The organism is Pseudomonas sp. PI1, from assembly GCF_000812405.1.
Classification (GTDB): domain Bacteria; phylum Pseudomonadota; class Gammaproteobacteria; order Pseudomonadales; family Pseudomonadaceae; genus Pseudomonas; species Pseudomonas citronellolis.
Genome location: NZ_JWMC01000044.1, coordinates 1 through 19,805, shown reverse-complemented (window position 1 = coordinate 19,805; position 19,805 = coordinate 1). Strand labels below are relative to the sequence as shown.

At 68.0% G+C, this 19,805-nt stretch carries 20 protein-coding genes and 1 pseudogene; 12 read left to right on the top strand and 9 right to left on the bottom strand.

What is annotated here, in order from left to right; translation table 11 throughout:
- Together RN02_RS33280 and RN02_RS14945 are read right to left on the bottom strand one after the other, a co-directional pair.
- Positions 1-143: pseudogene (locus tag RN02_RS33280) on the bottom strand (glycerophosphodiester phosphodiesterase); the annotation flags it as partial.
- Positions 144-448: 305 nt separating this feature from the next.
- A complete protein-coding gene (locus tag RN02_RS14945) occupies positions 449-1,651 on the bottom strand; it encodes a PilT/PilU family type 4a pilus ATPase (protein ID WP_176707187.1) in 1,203 nt (400 codons plus the stop codon).
- 191 nt (positions 1,652-1,842) lie between these two features.
- On the opposite strand from RN02_RS14945, the gene RN02_RS14940 reads away from it, so the two are divergent.
- From RN02_RS14940 to RN02_RS14920, 5 genes are all read left to right on the top strand, one after another.
- Positions 1,843-2,121 (top strand): peptidylprolyl isomerase, encoded by a 279-nt coding sequence (locus tag RN02_RS14940; protein ID WP_009619516.1) that lies wholly within the window; start codon positions 1,843-1,845, stop codon positions 2,119-2,121.
- Positions 2,122-2,134: 13 nt separating this feature from the next.
- Positions 2,135-2,497, top strand: coding sequence for an MmcQ/YjbR family DNA-binding protein (locus RN02_RS14935; protein ID WP_009619514.1), 363 nt, complete (start codon positions 2,135-2,137; stop codon positions 2,495-2,497).
- Positions 2,494-3,051: a putative glycolipid-binding domain-containing protein gene (locus RN02_RS14930; RefSeq protein ID WP_043315138.1), complete on the top strand. Its 558-nt coding sequence runs from the start codon at positions 2,494-2,496 to the stop codon at positions 3,049-3,051. Before RN02_RS14935 ends, RN02_RS14930 begins: the two co-directional genes overlap by 4 nt.
- 269 nt (positions 3,052-3,320) lie before the next feature.
- Entirely contained in the window at positions 3,321-4,520 is a 1,200-nt protein-coding gene (locus RN02_RS14925) for an MFS transporter (protein WP_082033811.1), read from the top strand.
- 842 nt (positions 4,521-5,362) lie between these two features.
- Positions 5,363-6,643 (top strand): OprD family porin, encoded by a 1,281-nt coding sequence (locus tag RN02_RS14920; RefSeq protein WP_043315136.1) that lies wholly within the window; start codon positions 5,363-5,365, stop codon positions 6,641-6,643.
- Between the two features lie 140 nt (positions 6,644-6,783).
- On the opposite strand, the gene RN02_RS14915 is transcribed toward RN02_RS14920, so the two are convergent.
- The 4 genes from RN02_RS14915 to RN02_RS14900 all read right to left on the bottom strand — a co-directional run bounded on the left by RN02_RS14915 (position 6,784) and on the right by RN02_RS14900 (position 9,715).
- Positions 6,784-7,254, bottom strand: a complete 471-nt coding sequence (locus RN02_RS14915) for an arsenate reductase ArsC (protein ID WP_043315135.1) — start codon at positions 7,252-7,254, stop codon at positions 6,784-6,786.
- Positions 7,255-7,282: 28 nt separating this feature from the next.
- Entirely contained in the window at positions 7,283-8,566 is a 1,284-nt protein-coding gene (locus tag RN02_RS14910) for an arsenic transporter (RefSeq protein WP_043315133.1), read from the bottom strand.
- 23 nt (positions 8,567-8,589) lie between these two features.
- On the bottom strand, positions 8,590-8,934 hold the full coding sequence (locus RN02_RS14905) for a metalloregulator ArsR/SmtB family transcription factor (protein WP_043315132.1): 345 nt from the start codon (positions 8,932-8,934) through the stop codon (positions 8,590-8,592).
- A gap of 115 nt (positions 8,935-9,049) precedes the next feature.
- A complete protein-coding gene (locus tag RN02_RS14900; RefSeq protein WP_043315131.1) occupies positions 9,050-9,715 on the bottom strand; it encodes a M24 family metallopeptidase in 666 nt (221 codons plus the stop codon).
- A 179-nt stretch (positions 9,716-9,894) separates the two neighbouring features.
- Between RN02_RS14900 and RN02_RS14895 the strand changes: the two genes are divergently transcribed.
- A complete protein-coding gene (locus RN02_RS14895; protein ID WP_043315129.1) occupies positions 9,895-10,710 on the top strand; it encodes a protein phosphatase 2C domain-containing protein in 816 nt (271 codons plus the stop codon).
- Positions 10,711-10,741: 31 nt separating this feature from the next.
- Here the strand turns inward: RN02_RS14895 and RN02_RS14890 are convergent, their stop codons facing one another.
- The gene (locus tag RN02_RS14890; RefSeq protein WP_043315128.1) at positions 10,742-11,167 is read right to left on the bottom strand and encodes a VOC family protein; all 426 of its coding nucleotides are present in this window, start codon (positions 11,165-11,167) and stop codon (positions 10,742-10,744) included.
- 48 nt (positions 11,168-11,215) lie between these two features.
- Complete coding sequence (locus tag RN02_RS14885; protein ID WP_043315127.1) at positions 11,216-11,416, bottom strand: hypothetical protein; 201 nt, start codon at positions 11,414-11,416, stop codon at positions 11,216-11,218.
- Positions 11,417-11,620: 204 nt separating this feature from the next.
- Here RN02_RS14885 and RN02_RS33965 point away from each other — a divergent pair, with 204 nt between their 5' ends.
- Positions 11,621-11,779 (top strand): hypothetical protein, encoded by a 159-nt coding sequence (locus RN02_RS33965; protein ID WP_177331061.1) that lies wholly within the window; start codon positions 11,621-11,623, stop codon positions 11,777-11,779.
- Positions 11,780-11,787: 8 nt separating this feature from the next.
- On the top strand, positions 11,788-12,411 hold the full coding sequence (locus RN02_RS14880) for a helix-turn-helix domain-containing protein (RefSeq protein ID WP_052267747.1): 624 nt from the start codon (positions 11,788-11,790) through the stop codon (positions 12,409-12,411).
- Between the two features lie 68 nt (positions 12,412-12,479).
- Here RN02_RS14880 and RN02_RS32360 read toward each other — a convergent pair whose 3' ends face one another.
- Positions 12,480-12,983 (bottom strand): hypothetical protein, encoded by a 504-nt coding sequence (locus RN02_RS32360; RefSeq protein ID WP_009619475.1) that lies wholly within the window; start codon positions 12,981-12,983, stop codon positions 12,480-12,482.
- Between the two features lie 858 nt (positions 12,984-13,841).
- On the opposite strand from RN02_RS32360, the gene ssuD reads away from it, so the two are divergent.
- The 4 genes from ssuD to RN02_RS14855 all read left to right on the top strand — a co-directional run bounded on the left by ssuD (position 13,842) and on the right by RN02_RS14855 (position 19,654).
- Positions 13,842-14,978, top strand: coding sequence for an FMNH2-dependent alkanesulfonate monooxygenase (gene ssuD, locus RN02_RS14870; RefSeq protein ID WP_043266627.1), 1,137 nt, complete (start codon positions 13,842-13,844; stop codon positions 14,976-14,978).
- Between the two features lie 86 nt (positions 14,979-15,064).
- Positions 15,065-16,594 carry an FAD-dependent oxidoreductase gene (locus RN02_RS14865; protein ID WP_043315124.1) on the top strand — a complete coding sequence of 510 codons (1,530 nt, stop codon included), beginning with the start codon at positions 15,065-15,067 and terminating at the stop codon, positions 16,592-16,594.
- 260 nt (positions 16,595-16,854) lie between these two features.
- Positions 16,855-18,444, top strand: coding sequence for an ABC-F family ATPase (locus RN02_RS14860; protein ID WP_024128333.1), 1,590 nt, complete (start codon positions 16,855-16,857; stop codon positions 18,442-18,444).
- Between the two features lie 199 nt (positions 18,445-18,643).
- Positions 18,644-19,654 (top strand): alpha/beta hydrolase family protein, encoded by a 1,011-nt coding sequence (locus RN02_RS14855; RefSeq protein WP_052267746.1) that lies wholly within the window; start codon positions 18,644-18,646, stop codon positions 19,652-19,654.
- Positions 19,655-19,805 lie beyond the last annotated feature (151 nt).

The window sequence follows — 19,805 nt, the reverse complement described above, 5'->3', positions numbered from 1 at the left end:
CCCACCCCCGCCAGTATCTCGCCCACCGACTTGGCGGCCGGGCGCCCGTAGAAGGCCAGCAGGCGGTCGGCGCGGTTGGTGAAGAAGCCGTCCACGCCGGCCTCGGACAGGCGCTTGAAGTCCACGTCGGAATCCACCGCGTAAGAGCGAGCTTGCTCGCGAATGAACCCCGCAGTGGAGTCTGTTCGCGAGCAAGCTCGCTCCTACGATGCGCCCACCTCCGAGCCCACCTGTAGGAGATTCGCGCGCAGGGCGCGCTCCTACATTTATTGGCGCGCCATGGCTGATGCGGCGGAGCGGACCTTGTCCGCTCCTACGGGGCTTCCGACATCTTGCGTGACCGGGGGTCTCGAACAGGCGCTCCGTGATCGAATCCACGGCGCGCAGGGGGTCATGGTCAAACGGCGGATAACCGCGAACGGTTATTCGCCCTACCCTCGCCCACCCTTCAACCGCCCTTCTTGTCTTCCTCGTCCTCGGCCTTGATCTCTTCCAGGGCCAGCTCCAGGCCCCAGCTGGAGGCTTCCACCGCGGGCGCGGCCGGGGTTGCCGGCTGGGCGCTGGCGGCCTGGGTCTGGGCCGCGGCCGGGTTGTCCCGGTGCAGCTTGAGCTTCAGCCGCAGGTTGTTCGCCGAGTCGGCGTTCTTCACCGCCTCTTCCTCGCTGATCGCGCCTTCCACCGCCAGGTCGAACAGCGCCTGGTCGAAGGTCTGCATGCCCAGGGCACGGGACTTGTCCATGATCTCCTTGATCGAACTGAAGTCGCCGCGCTTGATGATGTCGCTGATGGTCGCGGTGCCCAGCAGCACCTCCACCGCGGCGCGGCGCTTGCCGTCCTGGGTGCGCACCAGGCGCTGGGAGACGAAGGCCTTGAGGTTGTTGCCCAGGTCGTTGAGCAGTTGCGGCCGGCGCTCTTCCGGGAAGAAGTTGATGATGCGGTCCAGCGCCTGGTTGGCGTTGTTGGCGTGCAGGGTGGAGATCGCCAGGTGCCCGGTGTCGGCGAAGGCCAGGGCGTGCTCCATGGTCTCGCGGTCGCGGATCTCGCCGATCAGGATCACGTCCGGCGCCTGGCGCAGGGTGTTCTTCAGCGCGGCGTGGAAGCTGCGGGTGTCCACCCCCACCTCGCGCTGGTTGATGATCGACTTGCGGTGCCGGTGCACGTATTCGATGGGGTCCTCGATGGTGATGATGTGCCCGCCGCTGTTGCGGTTGCGGTGGTCGATCAGCGCCGCCAGGGAAGTCGACTTGCCCGAGCCGGTGCCACCGACGAAGAGCACCAGGCCGCGCTTCTCCATCACCACCTTGAGCAGCACCTCGGGCAGCTTCAGGTCTTCGAACAACGGGATGTCCAGCTTGATGTTGCGCGCGACGATGGACACCTCGTTGCGCTGCTTGAAGATGTTGATGCGGAAGCGCCCGACGCCGGCGACCGAGATCGCCAGGTTCATCTCCAGCTCGCGCTCGAATTCGGCCTTCTGTTCCTCGTCCATGATGGCGTCGGCGATGCGCGCCACGTCGCCGGCCTTCAGCGGTTCGCTGGACAGCGGCTTGAGCACGCCGTTGAACTTGGCGCAGGGCGGCGCGCCGGTGGAAAGGTAAAGGTCGGAACCGTCCTGGCTGGACAGGATCCGCAGCATCGCTTGGATTTCCATCTGTACTGCATCCGCACGCTAGGGGAGGCGCTGCCCACGACAGGCAAGCGCTTGTAGGAATAATCATCAGACTCTAGGTAGGCCGTCAGACAGGCACAATGCCAGCCCCGGAAAAATGCGATGTACGTCACTGCCTCGCGGGCGACCGAGCGGGAGTACAATCGGCCATTTCCTTCAGCCGAGAACCTTCCATGCCCGTCGCCATGGCCCGCCACATCCTGGTCAAGACTGCCGCCGAGGCCGAGCAGCTCAAGCAGCGCCTGGCCAAGGGGGAAGACTTCGCCGCCCTGGCGAAGAAGCATTCCACCTGCCCCTCCGGCAAGCGCGGCGGCGACCTCGGCGAGCTGCGCCCCGGGCAACTGGTGCGCAGCGTCGACGCGGTGGTGTTCAAGAAGCCGCTGAACGTCGTCCACGGCCCGGTGAAAAGCCAGTTCGGCTACCATCTGGTGCAGGTCTATTTCCGCGACTGACGCCGGAGAACCCATGACGCCCGACCAGATCGCCCGCTTCTGCCTGCAATTGCCCGGCGCCCGCGAAGACCTCAAGTGGGGCAGCAACCGGGTGTTCTCGGTGGCCGGCAACAAGATGTTCGCCATCCTCGACTTCCTCGACGAGGGCCGCGGCGGCCTGGCCTTCAAGGTGGGCCCGGAACTCTTCCTCGGCTTCGTCGACCGCCCCGGCATCCGCCCCGCGCCCTACCTGGCCCGCGCCCACTGGATCGCCATGCAGCGCCCCTACCCCATGGGCGCCGACGAGTTGCGCGAGGCCCTCACCCGCTCGCACCAACTGGTGGTCGCCCGCCTGCCCAAGCGCCTGCGCCTGGGCCTGCTGCTGGACCCGGCATGAACCGCCAGCTCACCTGGGAAGGCCTGTGGCAGGCCCCGCCGGCCAGTTGGGAGCGCCTGCTGCTGCAGGACGGCCGCGCCGACAGCCAACTGCGCGTGGCCGCCGCCGACGGCCAGCCGCCCTACCAACTGGAATACCGCCTGGAATGGGACACCGACTGGCGCCTGCGCGAGGCCGAGCTGCTGGTGGAAGGCGAACACCTGCAACGTCATCTGGTACTGCTGACCGACGGCCAGGGCCGCTGGACGCTGGGCGACGGCACTGCGCTGGCGGAACTGGACGGCTGCCTGGACATCGACATCTGGCCCAGCCCCTTCACCAACACCTTCCCGATCCGCCGCCTGGGCCTGGGCGATGGCCAGTCGGTGGCGCTGGAGGTGGTCTACGTGGAGGCTCCAAGGTTGCAGCCGAGGAAAATGCGCCAGGGTTATACGCGGCAGGATGCCCATCATTATCTGTACCGCAACCTGGAGGGTACGGACTTCCAGGCGTTGCTGGAGGTGGATGGGCAGGGGTTGGTGGTGGATTACCCGACGTTGTTCCGGCGCGTCTGATTCCCCGGTAAACGCGGAGCGCCCCCGAACAGGCGCTTCGTGCTCGAATCCGGGGCGCGCCGGGGATCACGGTCAAACGGCGGATAACCGCGAACGGTTATCCGCCCTACGCCAAGCTCACCCGTAACGTAGGGCGTACAACCGTTCGCGGTTGTACGCCGATACACCCGGCTTCGTGCAAACCCTTCAGGTAGTTCGTTAGCTAGCTTTCCTACAAGCCGGCGGCGGTTCATCATGCTCCTCCCCTCTCCGCCCCGCTGTTCGTGTCCATGTCCGCCGATACCGCCATGCCCCGCTCCAACGCCGCCATCACGCTCGAGGTGGTGTCGGTGGTGCTGTTCACCTTCCTCGCCTACCTGACCATCGGCATCCCCCTGGCCGTGCTGCCGGGCTACGTGCATGGCGAGCTGGGCTTCGGCTCGGTGCTGGCCGGGCTGGTGATCAGCGTGCAGTACCTGGCCACCCTGCTCACCCGGCCCTACGCCGGCAAGGTGATCGACAACCTCGGGCCCAAGCGCGCGGTGCTCTACGGCATGCTCGGCTGCGCCGGCAGCGGCCTGCTGATGCTGCTTTCGGTGTGGCTGCAAGGCATGCCGGCGCTGAGCCTGGGCTGCCTGCTGCTCGGCCGGATGATCCTCGGCACCGCCGAGAGCCTGGTGGGCACCGGCGCCATCAGCTGGGGCATCGACCGCGTCGGCTCGCTGCACACCGCCAAGGTGATCTCCTGGAACGGCATCGCCAGCTACGGCGCGCTGGCCGTGGGCGCGCCCTTCGGCGTGCTGCTGGTGCAGGGCCTGGGGCTATGGAGCATGGGCGCGGTGGTGATGCTGCTGGCGGCCATCGGCTTCGCCCTGGCCTGGCCCAAGCGCGCCGCGGCCATCGTCCACGGCGAGCGCCTGCCCTTCCACCACGTGCTCGGCCGTGTGGCGCCCCACGGCACCGGGCTGGCCCTGGGCGGCATCGGCTTCGGCTGCATCGCCACCTTCATCACCCTGTACTACGCCAGCCGCGGCTGGGGCGGCGCGGTGTACTGCCTGAGCGCCTTCGGCGCCTGCTTCATCGGCGCGCGGCTGCTGTTCGCCAACGCCATCAACCGCCACGGCGGCTTCGCCGTGGCCATCGGCTGCCTGCTGGTGGAAAGCCTCGGCCTGCTCCTGCTGTGGCTGGCCCCGGGGCCCTGGTCAGCGCTGGCCGGCGCGGCGCTGACCGGCTTCGGCTTCTCCCTGGTGTTCCCCGCCCTGGGCGTGGAGGCGGTGCGCCTGGTGCCGGCTTCCAGCCGTGGCGCGGCGCTGGGCGCCTACTCTCTGTTCATCGACGTATCCCTGGGCATTACCGGGCCGGTGGCCGGCGCCATCGCCACTGCCTGGGGCTTCCGTTCGATCTTCCCCTTCGCCTGCGTCGCTGCGCTGCTCGGCTTGGGTCTGAGCCTGTGGTTGCAAAGGCGCAATCGTGAAACGGGTTCGGTCTGAGCGGTGGTGTTGTTCAGTTAAGCGATTCGTTGGTTTGGGGAAGGTGCGCAATGCCGGGTTCGCGCCCTCACCCCGGCCCTCTTCCGGAGGGAGAAGGGGCTGTTCGGGCCACCGGAGCGTCCGGCGTGGCCGGTGAATCCAATCGCGGACGGAGTCCGCTGCTCCACCCACGCCATTCCCATTTTAGGAGCGGGCCCTGCGCGCGATTCGCGGGCAGGGCCCGCTCCTACAGTTTCGCCGTGAGGCATGGCGTATCCCCGTAGGAGCGGACTCTGTCCGCGATAGCCGGACGCATCGGCGCGATTCGCGGATGAGATCCTACACCTCCGGGAAAGCACGTTTTTTCGTAGGATGGCGTTGAGCGAAGCGATACCCATCACCATGGCCCGATGGGTTTCGCAAGCTCAACCCATCCGTTGAGGCGCACCCCGGCGCAGTCGGCAAGACAGTTGCTCCTACGCCCGCGCCTCCCTGTAACCGAGCGGACTCCGTCCGCGATTCGGATTTCCAGAGAAACATCCGCGCACGCCGCCCCCCCCCCTTCAGAAGGCCGAGCGAAACCGGCGCTCAGGAAGTCATGCCACATGCTCGGGCGGGCCTCCGTGGCGGGGGAGTTCGCGAGGGTAGCCCGGCTCTATCGGGCCCGTAACCTGCCATCGAAATTCCTGGATTTTATCCACGTTCTGCTATCATCCCGCGCCATCGGGGCCTGTGAGGGGCCTCGAGACATCCAAGAAACGCCAGCACCCACGCGTTGCCAGACCTGGATTGGAGCATCCGGGACGGTAGGCTTTTTTCCACGCTCGGGGGCTGCGAATAAACAGACTGCAGGAAATAACAAAATGACTAACAAAGCGTTCAGTTTGCTTGCATTGGGGATCCTCGCTGCCAGCACCCAGGCCATGGCCGACGACCAGGCAGCCGCCAAGGGCTTCGTCGAAGACAGCCACCTGGACCTGTTCTTCCGCAACGCCTACATGAACCGTGACTACAAGCACGGTCGCGATGACAAGGCCGAGTGGGGCCAGTCGGCCACCGCCACCTTCACCTCCGGCTTCACCCAGGGCACCGTCGGCTTCGGCGTCGACGCCTTCGGCCTGTATGCCCTGCGCCTGGACGGTGGCAAGGGCCGCACCGGCGCCGCCGGCATCGACTTCTTCAAGCAGGACAGCGACGGCAACCCGGCCGACGACCTGGCCCGCGCCGGTGGCGCGGTCAAGGCGCGCATCTCCAACACCGTGATCAAGTACGGTGACCAGATGCCCAGCCTGCCGGTGCTGAGCTACGACAACTCGCGCCTGCTGCCGGAGAGCTACACCGGCACCCTGATCACCTCCAAGGAGATCGAGGGCCTGGAGCTGAACGTCGGCAGCTTCACCGAGGAAGCCCGCAAGAGCGCCGAAGGGCGCGACAGCGGCGGCCTGAAGCGCATCGACGTGTACGGCGGCAGCTACAAGTTCACCGACAACTTCAGCGGTTCGCTGTACGCCTCGGACAACAAGGACGTGGCGCGCAAGCAGTACATGAACCTGAACTACGTCATCCCGATGCAGGACAAGCAGTCGCTGACCTTCGACTTCAACGGCTACAAGACCAAGCTGAACAAGGACTTCGCCAACCTGAACTTCGGCGGCGACCGCGACAACACCATCTGGAGCCTGGCAGCCACCTACGCCATCGGCGCCCACTCGTTCATGATCGCCCACCAGCGCAACACCGGCGACACCGGCTACAACTACGGCTGGTACCAGAACGCCGGCGGCCTGGGCGACGGCGGCACCACCATCTGGCTGGCCAACTCCTACTGGTCGGACTTCAACGCCGAGGACGAGCGCTCCTGGCAGGCCAACTACAGCATCAACTTCGCTGAGTACGGCATCCCGGGCCTGAGCTACACCGTCGCCTACGTCTACGGCGACAACATCAAGACCTCGCAGACCAACAACGGCCACGAGCGCGAGATCTTCAACCAGGCCAAGTACGTCGTACAGAGCGGCCCGGCCAAGGACCTGTCGGTCAAGCTGCGCGGCTCCTGGGTACGCGTTTCCAACGACGCCCGCGAGTACAACGACGACGGCAACGAAGTGCGCATCTTCGTCGAGTACCCGTTCAGCGTGTTCTGATCGGCTTCGCGACCTGACGTGAACGAAAAAGCCCCGTGGCACGCGCCACGGGGCTTTTTTCATGGGGCTGTCCAGTCCGTGGCTCAGAAGGCAGCGGAAGCGGCACCGAACGGCGACCGCCGGCTATGCCGCACCGCCAGTCAGAGGTCGCCGATCCGCGCCAGCTCGCGCTGCAGCCCGTCGCGCTCCAGGCTGGCGAAGGGCAAGGCGAAGAAGGCCCGGCAGCGTCGCTCGATGTGCGCCAGGGTGGCGCGGAAGGCGTCGTCCAGCTGCGCTTCGTCGCCCTGCGCCGTGGAAGGGTCCTGCAGGCCCCAGTGGGCTTTCAGCGCCGGGCCGAAGTACAGCGGGCAGGCTTCGCCCGCGGCCTTGTCGCAGACGGTGATGACGATGTCCGGCGGGTTGTCCGCGAAGGCGTCGTTGCCCTTGCTGCTCAAGCCTTCGGTGACGATGCCGGCACGCTCCAGCGTCGCCAGGCTGCGCGGCAGCACCTGTCCGCCGGGAAAGCTGCCGGCGCTCACCGCCTCGAAGCCTTCCGGGGCCAGGTGGTTGAACAGCGCTTCGGAAAGGATGCTGCGGCAGCTGTTGGCCGTGCACATGAACAAGACTCGCATGCAGAACTCCTCCGCTTCGTGGCGGACGTCAGAGGCTCAGGCGCAGCGCCAGGGCCGAGAGGGTGACGAGCAGGACCGGCAGGGTCAGCAGGATGCCGACCCTGAAGTAGTAGCCCCAGGTGATGCGGATGCCCTTGCGCGCCAGCACGTGCAGCCAGAGCAGCGTGGCCAGGCTGCCGATGGGGGTGATCTTCGGCCCCAGGTCGCAGCCGATGACGTTGGCGTAGATCATCGCCTCGCGGACCACGCCCTCGGCGGCGCTGGCCTGGATCGCCAGCGCGCCCACCAGCACGCTGGGCATGTTGTTCATCAGCGACGACAGCGTCGCCGACAGCAGGCCGGTGCCCAGGGCCGCGGCCCACACGCCCTGCCCCGCCAGGCCGTCCAGCAGACGGGTGAGGAAGTCGGTGAGGCCGGCGTTCTTCAGGCCGTAGACCACCAGGTACATGCCCAGGGAGAACACCACCACCTGCCAGGGCGCCTCGCGCAGCACCCGGCGGGTGGAGATCACATGGCCGCGGGTGGCGACGGCGAAGAGCACCGCCGCGCACAGCGCCGCCACCGCGCTGACCGGGATGCCCAGCGGCTCCAGGGCGAACAGCCCGAGCAGCAGCGCCAGCAGCATCCAGGCGCCGACCGCGAAGGTGGCCGGGTCGCGGATCGCCTCCCGCGGCGCCGGCAGTTGGTCCACGGCATAGCGCTGCGGCAGGTCGCGGCGGAAGAACAGGTACAGCGCCAGCAGCGTCGCGGCGACGCTGGCCAGGTTCACCGGCACCATCACCGCGGCGTACTCGGCGAAGCCCAGGCCGAAATAGTCGGCGGAAACGATGTTCACCAGGTTCGACACCACCAGCGGCAGGCTGGCGGTGTCGGCGATGAAGCCGGCGGCCATGACGAAGGCCAGGGTCGCCGCCGGCGAGAAGCGCAGCGCCAGCAGCATGGAGATGACGATGGGGGTGAGGATCAGCGCCGCCCCGTCGTTGGCGAACAGCGCGGAAACGGCGGCGCCCAGCAGCACGCAGAAGGCGAACAGGCGCCGGCCGCTGCCGCCCGCCCAGCGCGCCACGTGCAGCGCCGCCCAGGCGAAGAAGCCGGCCTCGTCCAGCAGCAGGCTGATGACGATGACCGCGATGAAGGTGGCGGTGGCGTTCCAGACGATGGCCCAGACGGTGGGGATGTCGTGCAGCGACACCACGCCCAGGGCCAGGGCGACCAGCGCGCCGGCGCTGGCGCTCCAGCCGACGCCCAGCCCCCTGGGCTGCCAGATGACGAGGACGAGGGTGAACAGGAAGACGGCAGCGGCGAGCAGCATCGAGGGCGGGTTCCGGGAGGGGTTCAGCAGCAGCTGGCGCGCACGGGGCGGCCATCCATGTCGCGCAGGCGGGCGGCGCTTTCCTTCAGCCAGTCGGCGTTGGCCTGCTGGGTGACGCGCAGCACCTCGTGGACCCAGGCGGGCAGCGCCGGGTTGAGGCGGTAGTACACCCACTGCCCCTGGCGGCGGTCGAGCAGCAGCCCGGCAACGCGCAGCTGCGCCAGGTGGCGGCTGACCTTGGGCTGGCTGTCGCCCAGCGCGCACATCAGCTCGCAGACGCACAGCTCGCCCTGCTCGGCGATCAGCAGGGTGGCGCGGGCGCGGGTCTCGTCGGCCAGGCACTTGAAGACTTCGGGGGGCGCGATCATCGGGGGCACCAGGACATATGGAAATCCGAATATACGGATTTCCATATGTAAAAGACAACTCCGGGCGCGCCTTCAAACGCCCCCGGCGGTTGCCGCCGAGGGCACCCGCCTTGCGTCAGACCAGCAGGTCCTCGTAGAAGGCCCCGTAGGGCTTGTGCGGGTGGGCGATCTGGATTTCCAGGATCCACAACCCGCCGTTGGGGTGCTCGGCGTAGTCGCCCAGGTCGCCGGCGCGGTAGATGGCGTGGGGGAAGTCGCTGACGCGGTGGCCCTTGATGTCCAGGTTGAGCTTCCAGCCCAGCGCCTCGGCCTGGGTATGGGCGAAGTCGTACAGCGCCACGCCGCTGCAGCGGGTGTCGCGCCAGTGCGCCTCGACGCGCTGGAACAGCTCCCTGGCCGCCGCCGCGCAGGCCGCCATCTCAGGATCGTCGCCGACCACGAAGGTGGCCCCGGCGTCGCCTTCGTGGCCGCGCCAGACCACGCCCATGTCGATGAAGAAGATATCGTTCGCGCCCAGCAGCGGGTCGCCGTCGGAGCGTTGCTTGAAGGTTTTCAGGGTATTGGCGCCGAAGCGGATCAGCAGCGGGTGCCAGATGCGCTGCATGCCCATCTCGGCCAGCACCTGCTTGCCGATGGCGGTGGCCCCGGACTCGGTCATCCCCGGGCGGATGGCCGCGGCGATGGCGTCCACGGCCTCCCAGGTGCGGGCCTGGGCGTATTTCATCAGTTCTGGCGCATAGTTCGCGCCCACGGCTTCCTTGGCGTACACGGCGGTATTCATTCGGGCAGTCTCTGCGGAGTCCTCGGGATTTCGCTGTATAGAATTGTGCATAGCGAAACCCGGATGCAACCCGCACGGGGTGGACAGCACACCGCCCGGCTGACAGGCTCTGCCCTTGGCCGGTGCCGAACCCCGTGCCGGCAGCCAGACCCCCACGCTCGACGGGAGAAACCCTGCCCATGCACTTCGATCTACTCCAGGTCCTCAGCCTCGCCGGCAAATTGGACGTTCCCAACGACGACCGCATCGGCTGCGCCGAGCGGCATGCCTGGGTCATCGACGGGGCGACCGACCTCGGCGAACCGGGCCTGCTGGGCGAGCGCGGCGGCGCCGCCTGGCTGGCCGCGTCCGCGCACCGCGCCTTCGCCACGGCCTCCGGCAAGCTGGCGAACCTGTGCGAAAGCGTCTTCGACGCGGTCGCCGACGACTATCGGCGCGACCGCCGCCGCGAACCGGTCGCCGCCTGGGAACTGCCGCGCGCCTCGTTCGCTGCGGTGGCGATAGAGGGCGACAGCCTCGCCTGCGGCTTCCTCGGCGATTGCGTGGTCATCCATCGCAGCGCCACCGGCGTGGCCTTCCTGACACCCGTGCCGGACCGCGCGGAAGAGCTCGCAGAAGCCGCCGCCCTCGGCCCTGGCGCTGGTGCCGGCGGCGTGCGCACGCCTCACGTGCTGGCCGACCGCCGCTCCGCCCGCGAACGTCCCCGGGCCGTGCTGGGCGTGGATGCCGCCCAGGCCAGGGCAGACCTGCGCCAGGCCCGCGCGCCCCTGGCCCGGGGCGACGACCTGCTGCTGATGAGCGACGGTTTCGCCGCGCTGCTCGACACCTACGGCGCCTACGATGCCGCCGGCCTGGTCGCGCGCGTGCTCGAACACGGCCTGGGGCAGCTGGCGGAAGAACTGCGCGGTATCGAGCAGGACGACGCAGCCTGCCTGCGCTACCCGCGCTTCAAGGCCAGCGACGACGCCTCGGCGATCTGGCTGCGGGTCGGCTAGGCGGCCGGCGTGATGCGCCTGCTGCCCTGAGCTACCTGGCGAACAGCTGGCCGATGTCCTTGAACGCCTTGAACTCCAGGGCGTTGCCGCAGGGGTCGAGGAGGAACATGGTCGCCTGCTCGCCCACCTGGCCCTTGAAGCGCACGTAGGGCTCGATCACGAAGCGCACGTCGAACGAACGCAGGCGCTCGGCCAGCGCTTCCCACTGCTCCCAATCCAGCACGATGCCGAAGTGCGGCACCGGCACGTCGTGGCCGTCCACCGGGTTGCAGTGGGCGTTTTCCTGGGACGCGGTGCGCGGGTGCTCGTGGATCACCAACTGATGGCCATAGAAGTCGAAGTCCACCCACTGGTCGCTGGAGCGGCCCTCCTCCAGGCCGAACACCTCGCCGTAGAAACGGCGGGCGGCGGGCAGGTCGTGGACGGGGATGGCGAGGTGGAAGGGGCGAAGGCTCATGGGTGGCTCCTGGCGGTGGCGTGGGATGCTTTCAGCCTAGGCCAATCGTCAGCACGGTTCCGACAGCGGTAGCGACGTGTCGGAGTCCAGGCTGTCCGCCCAGTCCTGGACGGCCTGATGATCGATCACCCGGCCGGCATCCACATCGGCCAGGGCCTCGCGGGTCAGGCGGCTACGCTCATCCACGCGTTCCGCCAGTTCGACGGGAACCTGGGCGGTGACAGAGCGGGTCTTGCCGGTGGTGGCCATGCCAATTGCCTCCTGCGCAGACAGAGTCGTTTCGATTGAAGATCGATCGTAACCAATAAAGACAAAGCATCAAGCGCCACCTACAGGCGAGGGAAATGCTTAGTCCTATAAGTGATTAATAAATGAAAACTCAGTATTTATGGTTCTAACATTGCCCCGGCTAGGCTAGCCCCATCCTTCACCGCAGTTCCCTGAGGAGTCGCCATGGACCGCACCGACAACGTCATCGACCTCGCCCGCTACCGCATCCGCCGCCAGGCGCGGCGCATGGCCGAGCTGATGTGGGCGATGTACGCGAGCCGCGCCGGCTTCGGCGCCGCCCAGTGGGTGCAGCAGCGCGACAACGGCATCCGCGAGGCCTGAACGTGGGCCTGCCGCTTTCCAGCGATGCCACCGAGGCGAGCCTCGAAACCGCCCCGGCGGCGGCCGACGACCCCATCGGCCAGCGCGTGGCCCACAACCTGCTGCGCCTGCGCGGCAAGCGCAACCTGTCCCTGGACGGTCTGGCCCGGCTGTCCGGGGTGAGCCGGGCGATGCTGGCGCAGATCGAATCCGGACGCAGCGTTCCCTCGATCAAGGTGCTGTGCAAGATCGCCCAGGGCCTGAAGGTCTCGGTGGCGGCCTTCCTCGACGACCGCGCCTTCGACGGCGTGGCCCTGCTGCCGGCGCGCGAGAGCAAGCGCCTGGTCAGCGGCGACGGCGCCTTCGTCAGCCGCGCGCTGTTCCCCTTCGACGTCTCGCGCCAGGTGGAATTCTACGAACTGCGCCTGGCCGGCCTGGCCATCGAGCACTCCACCGGCCACGCCCCCGGCACCCAGGAAAACCTGGTGGTGGCCCAGGGTGTGCTGGAGATCGCGGTGAACGAAGAACGCTTCCTGCTCGGCACCGGCGACTCCATCCTGTTCTACGCCGACCAGCCGCACAGCTACCGCAACCCGGCCGACAGCGAGGCCGTGGCCTATCTGGTGACCACCTACGCCGAACGCCTGGACTGAGGCGGCGGCGCAAAATAAAAGGCCCGGCGGGTTTCCCCATCGGGCCTTTGTCGTTCAGCGCGCCGCGGTCAGCAGGTGCAGCACATCATCGGCATGCCGTTGCAGCTCATCATCATCGGCATGCCGCATTCCATCATCTTGTTCATCAGCATGCAGCAGTTCTTGAACATCTCCATGTTCATGCCCTGCATCGGCATCATCTTGCACATCATGGCGTCGCCCTGCATGGAGCACTCCATCATGCACTTCATCGACGGCATGGGCATGCCCATCATCATCGGCATCATGTTCATCATGCCCATCATCGGCATCATCGCCATGCCGGTCTGGGACATGCACATCATCGACATGTTGCCGCAGTGCATCATCATCGGCATGCCGCAGTTCATCATCATCGCCATCATTTCCGCATTGTTGCGGAACATGGCCGCGTCCATGCCCATGGCCGGCATCATCTTGCACATCATGCCGTCGTCCTGCATTTCGCACTGCATGGTCGCCATCATCATCGGCATGCCCATCATGGGCATCATCGGGTTGGCATTCATCGGCATCTGCATTGCATTCATCATGGTGGATCTCCCTGAACTGGACGGAATGGGTAACTGCTGATGGGGCCGATTCTAGGGAGGCCGGCGAGCCGGACAAGCTGGCGGCCCAGCGCCGGTCGCTTCGCCCGCCACGGCGAAACGCCCGGTGCCGCGGAGCCTTTAGGCGTGGTGACGACGGATTCGACGCCATGGCAGATGCCGCTGATCAAGTGGCAGGGAAAACAGAAACATGGATATGCACTTGAGTGCTTAGCAAATAACCGTAGTGAATAAACAATCTAAGCCTCGACCACTTTAGCGACTGCCCTGCCCCGCACCGAGATGCTCTTCGTAGGATGGGTTGAGCCTGCGAAACCCATGCGGTCACGGTGATGGGTATCGCTTCGCTCGACCCATCCTACGGGGCTTCCCTGGAACTGTAGGAGCAGATTCATCCGCGATTCCGCCGGTAGGGCGGACAAGGCCCAGGCCAACCTCGGCGACGCCGGGGATCACCGCTAAACGGCGGATAACGCGGAGCGTTATCCGCCCTACGTGTGCACCACGAGGCACGGCATGTCCCCGTAGGATGGCGTTTCTCCTGCGCCAGCAGGAGCCAACTGTCCGCTTACCAACAGCGATCCAACATTCTGTCCGCCCAGCAACAACGCGCCACCGCCCGCAGCTCGCCAGGCCCCGCGCCACGGCGCCTGCGTCGCTGGCATGGGGCTTGCCTGACAGCCGCTAGCGCTTCAACGGCTCCCACTGCGAATCCCACGCCCGCATCCCTGCGCGGCGTCGGCGCCTTCCGCGAGCGTTCGCCCCATTTCAACAAGACTCCCCGCCACGCGTGCACCCATGGGGCCCTGCCCCTTTCGACGATGGCAACGAGGACACATCATGAGTCTGGACATCTTCTGGTTCCTGCCCACCTCCGGCGACACCCGCTACCTGGGCCATTCCGACAGCGGCCGCCCGGCGACCAACGAATACATGCGGCAGATCGCCGTGGCCGCCGACCAGCTCGGCTACGACGGCCTGCTGATCCCCACCGGCGCCAGTTGCCTCGACCCCTGGGTGACCGCCGCCAGCCTGGTGCCGGTGACGCGGCGCATCAAGCTGCTGGTGGCGCTGCGCACTTCCCTGGGCAACCCCACCGCTTCGGCGCGCCAGGCAGCCACCCTCGACCAGGCCAGCGGCGGCCGCCTGCTGCTCAACGTGGTGCCCGGCGGCGACGCCACCGAGCTGGCCGCCGACGGCGTCTTCTATTCCCACGACGAACGCTACGAGGCCTCCGACGAGTTCCTCGGCATCTGGCGGCGCCTGCTCGGCGGCGAGACCGTCGACCACGACGGCAAGCACCTGCAGGTGCGCGGCGCGCAGAACTTCTTCCCGCCCGTGCAGAAGCCCTACCCGCCGCTGTACTTCGGCGGCTCCTCGCCCGCCGCCCACGAGCTGGCGGCCAGGCACGTGGACGCCTACCTGACCTGGGGCGAGCCGCCGGCGGCGGTGGCCGAGAAGATCGCCGACGTGCGCCAGCGCGCCGCCCGCCATGGCCGCACGGTGCGCTTCGGCGTGCGCCTGCACGTGATCGTGCGCGAGACCAACGAGAAGGCCTGGGCCGCCGCCGAGGAGCTGATCAGCCACCTGGACGACGCCACCATCGCCGCGGCCCAGGCCAACTACGCGAAGATGGATTCCGAAGGCCAGCGGCGCATGGCCGCGCTGCACGGCGGCGACCGCAAGCGCCTGGAAGTCGCGCCCAACCTGTGGGCCGGCGTCGGCCTGGTGCGCGGCGGCGCCGGCACTGCCCTGGTCGGTGACCCGCAAACGGTGGCGGCGCGCCTGCTGGAATATGCGGCGCTGGGCGTGGACAGCTTCGTGCTGTCCGGCTACCCGCACCTGGAAGAGGCCTACCGCTTCGCCGAACTGGTGTTCCCGCTGCTGCCGGGCAAGGGCCGGGTGACGGTGGACGGCGTGGTCACCGGCGGCGCCTTCGACGTGCGCGCGGGGCAAGGCAAGGAGCACGCGGCCTGACCGCGCCTCGACGAGCGTAGGCGCCCACCCGGGCGCAGGGGGCTATCCTGAAGCGGTGACCTTCAGGAAAAGACGAGGAGAGAGCGATGAGCGACCATCCATCGTCCCCGCCCGGCCCCGACTTCGCCCAGGGCGTGCCCGTGGCGGACATCACCGAAGGCAGCCCGCTCGCCGGCCACGTCGGCGGCGAAGCGGCGCTGCTGGTGCGCCAGGCCGGGCAGTTGTACGCCATAGGCGCCACCTGCCCGCACTACGGCGCGCCCCTGGCCGAGGGCCTGGTCGACGGCGACACCCTGCGCTGCCCCTGGCACCACGCCTGCTTCCGCCTGCACAACGGGCGCCTGCTCGCCCCGCCGGCGCTGGACGACCTGCCGCGCTGGCAGGTGGACTGCCGCGACGGCAAGGCCTACGTCGGCGCGCCCCTGCCCGCTGCCCCAGCGGACCTGCCGGCCGGCGCGCAGGCCCCGGCCTCGGTGGTGATCATCGGTGGCGGCGCCGCCGGCAACGCGGCGGCCCTCGGCCTGCGCCACGAGGGCTACGACGGGCCCATCACCCTGCTCAGCGCCGACCCGGCCGCGCCCTACGACCGGCCCAACCTGTCCAAGGACTACCTGGCCGGCAGCGCCGACCCCGCCTGGCTGCCACTGCGTTCGGCGGACTTCTATACCAGTCAGCGCATCAAGCTGCGCTGCGATACCCGCGTCAGCCACATCGACACGGCGCACAAGAAGCTGACTCTCGCCAGCGGCGAAGAGCTGGACTACGGCGCCCTGGTGCTGGCCACCGGCTCGGCGCCGGCGCGCCTGGACGTGCCCGGCGCCGACCTGCCCCACGTCCGCGTGCTGCGCAGCCTCGCCGACTGCGACGAGCTGATCGCCCGCTGCGCCACGGCCCGCCGCTGCGTGGTGGTGGGCACCGGCTTCATCGGCCTGGAAGTGGCCGCCTCGCTGCGCAGCCGCGGCCTGGACGTGCAGATAGTGGCGCCGGGCGCGCGGCCCATGGAGAACGTCTTCGGCGAAGCCCTGGGCGACATGCTCCGGGCCCTGCACGAGGCCCATGGCGTGGGCTTCCATTTCGGCGCCGGGGTCACGGCGATCGAGGCGCAGCAGGTCAGGCTGTCCACTGGCGGCACGCTGCCGGCGGACCTGGTGGTGATCGGCATCGGCGCCCGCCCCGAGCTGGAGCTGGCCCGCGACGCCGGCCTGAAGCTGGACAAGGGCGTGCTGGTGGACGCCTGGCTGCGCACCAGCGCCGCGGACGTCTACGCCGTGGGCGACATCGCCCGCTGGCCGGACGCCCGCAGCGGCGAGGCGATCCGCGTGGAGCACTGGGCGGTCGCCGAGCGCCAGGGCATGGCGGCGGCGCGCAACATCCTCGGCCACGCCCAGCGCTTCACCGCGGTGCCCTTCTTCTGGACGCACCAGTACGACACCACCATCGACTACGTCGGCCACGCGCAGCGCTGGGACCGCGTGGACATCGACGGCGACCCCGCCGCCCACGACTGCCGGGTGACCTACTGGCGCGACGGCAAGGCGCTCGCCGTCGCCACCGTGGGGCGCGACCGGCAGAGCCTGGAGGCCGAGGCCGCCTTCGAGCAGCAGACGCCCGGCTGACGGCTGGCCACCACCGCAAAGCGACCCGCCATGCAAGGACAGGCCCACCTATGAGATAATCCGCGGCCTGTCCGGCATGTCCCCCGCTCTTCAAGCGCAAAAGCCTGGACATCGCGTCCAGATGCTGCCCTTCGCGCACGTCCGCTGGATTCCCCCGGCGCCCATGTCAACGGGCCCGGAAAGCCAACATTGGTATCGAATCGGTATCGGCCCGCTGCCAGACCGGCCCAGCGGCTCGCCAGTCATTGATAGGTAAAACTTTGATTTCCACAGCGAACATCACCATGCAGTTCGGCGCCAAGCCGCTGTTCGAGAACGTTTCCGTCAAGTTCGGCAACGGCAACCGCTACGGCCTGATCGGCGCCAACGGTTGCGGCAAGTCCACCTTCATGAAGATCCTCGGCGGCGAGCTGGAGCCCTCCTCCGGCCAGGTCATGCTGGAAAACGGCGTGCGCCTGGGCAAGCTGCGCCAGGACCAGTTCGCCTACGAGGACTTCTCGGTGATCGACACCGTGATCATGGGCCACGAGGAACTGTGGAAGGTCAAGGCCGAGCGCGACCGCATCTACTCGCTGCCGGAAATGAGCGAGGACGACGGCATGGCCGTGGCCGAGCTGGAAGTGCAGTTCGCCGAGTTCGACGGCTACACCGCCGAGTCCCGCGCCGGCGAACTGCTGCTGGGCCTGGGCATCCCCCTGGAGCAGCACTTCGGCCCGATGAGCGCCGTGGCCCCGGGCTGGAAGCTGCGCGTGCTGCTGGCCCAGGCGCTGTTCTCCGACCCGGACCTGCTGCTGCTCGACGAGCCGACCAACCACCTGGACATCAACACCATCCGCTGGCTGGAAAACGTCATCACGGCGCGCAACAGCACCATGATCATCATTTCCCACGATCGTCACTTCCTCAACAGCGTCTGCACCCACATGGCCGACCTGGACTACGGCGAGTTGCGCCTGTTCCCGGGCAACTACGACGAGTACATGACCGCCGCCGAACAGGCCCGCGAGCGCCTGCTGTCGGACAACGCCAAGAAGAAGGCGCAGATCGCCGAGCTGCAGACCTTCGTCAGCCGCTTCTCGGCCAACGCCTCCAAGGCCAAGCAGGCCACCAGCCGCGCGCGCCAGATCGACAAGATCCAGCTGGAAGAGGTCAAGCCGTCCAGCCGCGTCAGCCCGTTCATCCGCTTCGAGCAGTTCAAGAAGCTGCACCGCCAGGCAGTGACCCTGGAGAAAGTCAGCCAGGGCTTCGACGGCGTGCCCCTGTTCAAGAACCTGAGCCTGCAGGTGGAAGCCGGCGAGCGCATCGCCATCATCGGCCCCAACGGCATCGGCAAGACCACCCTGCTGCGCACCCTGGTCGGCGAGATGCCGCCGCAGACCGGCGAAGTGAAGTGGACCGACAGCGCCGAGGTCGGCTACTTCGCCCAGGACCACGCCGAGGACTTCGAGGACGACTACAACCTGTTCGACTGGATGGCCCAGTGGACCCAGGGCGGCGAACAACTGGTGCGCGGCACCCTCGGGCGCATGCTGTTCTCCAACGACGACATCAAGAAGTCGGTCAAGGTGATCTCCGGTGGCGAGCAGGGCCGCATGCTGTTCGGCAAGCTGATCCTGAAGAAGCCCAACGTGCTGGTGATGGACGAACCGACCAACCACCTGGACATGGAGTCCATCGAGGCGCTCAACCTGGCCCTGGAAAACTACCCGGGCACGCTGATCTTCGTCAGCCACGACCGCGAGTTCGTGTCCTCCCTGGCCACCCGCATCATCGAGCTGTCGGAAAACGGCGTGACCGACTTCAGCGGCAGCTACGACGACTACCTGCGCAGCCAGGGCGTGATCGTCTGATGCCCCCCGCAGGGGATGCCGCGCCGGCATCCCCTGCCCCCGCCCTCCCCGCAACACCCTCTCCCACCGTCGATCCGCCGCCCCGCACGCCTGCGAAATTGGCGCGTACCCTGCAAGGATGTCCGCACCGCGGCGGCCGGCCGCGCCCAGGCGCCCGGCAACGCCCGTTCCAGAGGCTGCGTTGGGGGTGGAGAGCACCATGTTGGGGCGATTCGTCTGTTGCGTTGTGCTACTGATCTTCTCACTGGCGGCCGGCGCCGAAACGCTGAACGTCGGCTTCCATCGCCTGACCCTCGACGACCCGCTGGACCACCAGCCGATGCGCGCCATCGCCTTCTACCCGACGCGGGCGCCAACCGCCCCCACCACCCTCGGCCTGTTCACCCTACCGCTGGCCGAGGAAGCCCCGGCGGTGGCCGGGCGCCATCCGCTGCTGGTCGTCTCCCACGGCAACGGCGGCACCCCGCTGGCCCTGCGCGACCTGGTGCTGGCCCTGGCCCGGCGCGGCTTCGTGGTGGTCACCCTGCTGCACCCCGGCGACAACCTCCACGACCAGAGCCGCCTGGGCGCCCTGAGCAACCTCTACGGCCGTCCGCTGCAGGTGTCCGAAGCCATCAGCGCGGCCCTGGCCGACGAGCGCCTGGCGCCGCTGCTCGATCCCCGGCGCATCGGCGTGATCGGCTATTCCGCCGGCGGCGAGACGGCGCTGATCCTCGCCGGCGCCCAGCCGCGCCTGGAGCGCCTGCGCCGCTACTGCACGCAACGCCCGGACGACCGCGACGCCTGCAGCGCCGGCGGCGAGCTGCTGGCCGACCGCAACGACCTGGCGCCCATGGCCGACCCGCGGGTGGGCGCGGTGATGCTGCTGGCGCCGCTGGGGCTGATGTTCGGCAGCCGCGAACTGGCCGACGTGAACGTCCCGGTGCTGATCTACAGCGGCGACGCCGACAAGGTGCTGGACTGGACGCGCAACGCCGCCGCCCTGGCCCGCAAGCTGCCGCGCAGCGCCGACTTCCACGTGCTGCTGGGCGCCGGCCACTTCGTCTTCATGGCCCCCTGCAACGAAAAGGAAACCGCCGCCACCCCGGGCCTGTGCAAGGACGCCGAAGGGGTGGACCGGGTGGCCATTCATCGCCACCTGATTGGTGATGCACAGCGCTTCTTCGACGAGGCGCTGGAACCGGAGCAGGTGCAGGCGACGTTGCGCTGAGGTGCTCTTCGTAGGATGGGTTGAGCTTGCGATACCCATGCTGCCGTGGTGATGGTATCGCTTCGCTCAACCCATCCTACGGGGCTTTCCTGGAACTGTAGGAGCGGGCCCTGCCCGCGAATCGCGCGCAGGGCGCGCTCCTACATGGGAA

What these genes read in the sequence shown, in the direction of transcription:
- RN02_RS14865 (WP_043315124.1), top strand. Translation starts at nt 15,065, where the DNA reads ATGAGCGACCATCCATCGTCCCCGCCCGGCCCCGACTTCGCCCAGGGC.
- RN02_RS14940 (WP_009619516.1), top strand. Translation starts at nt 1,843, where the DNA reads ATGCCCGTCGCCATGGCCCGCCACATCCTGGTCAAGACTGCCGCCGAG.
- RN02_RS14885 (WP_043315127.1), bottom strand. Translation starts at nt 11,416, where the DNA reads ATGGCCACCACCGGCAAGACCCGCTCTGTCACCGCCCAGGTTCCCGTC.
- RN02_RS14890 (WP_043315128.1), bottom strand. Translation starts at nt 11,167, where the DNA reads ATGAGCCTTCGCCCCTTCCACCTCGCCATCCCCGTCCACGACCTGCCC.
- RN02_RS14925 (WP_082033811.1), top strand. Translation starts at nt 3,321, where the DNA reads ATGTCCGCCGATACCGCCATGCCCCGCTCCAACGCCGCCATCACGCTC.
- RN02_RS33965 (WP_177331061.1), top strand. Translation starts at nt 11,621, where the DNA reads ATGGACCGCACCGACAACGTCATCGACCTCGCCCGCTACCGCATCCGC.
- RN02_RS14895 (WP_043315129.1), top strand. Translation starts at nt 9,895, where the DNA reads ATGCACTTCGATCTACTCCAGGTCCTCAGCCTCGCCGGCAAATTGGAC.
- RN02_RS14900 (WP_043315131.1), bottom strand. Translation starts at nt 9,715, where the DNA reads ATGAATACCGCCGTGTACGCCAAGGAAGCCGTGGGCGCGAACTATGCG.
- RN02_RS14905 (WP_043315132.1), bottom strand. Translation starts at nt 8,934, where the DNA reads ATGATCGCGCCCCCCGAAGTCTTCAAGTGCCTGGCCGACGAGACCCGC.
- RN02_RS14945 (WP_176707187.1), bottom strand. Translation starts at nt 1,651, where the DNA reads ATGGAAATCCAAGCGATGCTGCGGATCCTGTCCAGCCAGGACGGTTCC.
- RN02_RS14915 (WP_043315135.1), bottom strand. Translation starts at nt 7,254, where the DNA reads ATGCGAGTCTTGTTCATGTGCACGGCCAACAGCTGCCGCAGCATCCTT.
- RN02_RS14935 (WP_009619514.1), top strand. Translation starts at nt 2,135, where the DNA reads ATGACGCCCGACCAGATCGCCCGCTTCTGCCTGCAATTGCCCGGCGCC.
- RN02_RS14855 (WP_052267746.1), top strand. Translation starts at nt 18,644, where the DNA reads ATGTTGGGGCGATTCGTCTGTTGCGTTGTGCTACTGATCTTCTCACTG.
- RN02_RS14910 (WP_043315133.1), bottom strand. Translation starts at nt 8,566, where the DNA reads ATGCTGCTCGCCGCTGCCGTCTTCCTGTTCACCCTCGTCCTCGTCATC.
- RN02_RS32360 (WP_009619475.1), bottom strand. Translation starts at nt 12,983, where the DNA reads ATGATGAATGCAATGCAGATGCCGATGAATGCCAACCCGATGATGCCC.
- RN02_RS14930 (WP_043315138.1), top strand. Translation starts at nt 2,494, where the DNA reads ATGAACCGCCAGCTCACCTGGGAAGGCCTGTGGCAGGCCCCGCCGGCC.
- ssuD (WP_043266627.1), top strand. Translation starts at nt 13,842, where the DNA reads ATGAGTCTGGACATCTTCTGGTTCCTGCCCACCTCCGGCGACACCCGC.
- RN02_RS14920 (WP_043315136.1), top strand. Translation starts at nt 5,363, where the DNA reads ATGACTAACAAAGCGTTCAGTTTGCTTGCATTGGGGATCCTCGCTGCC.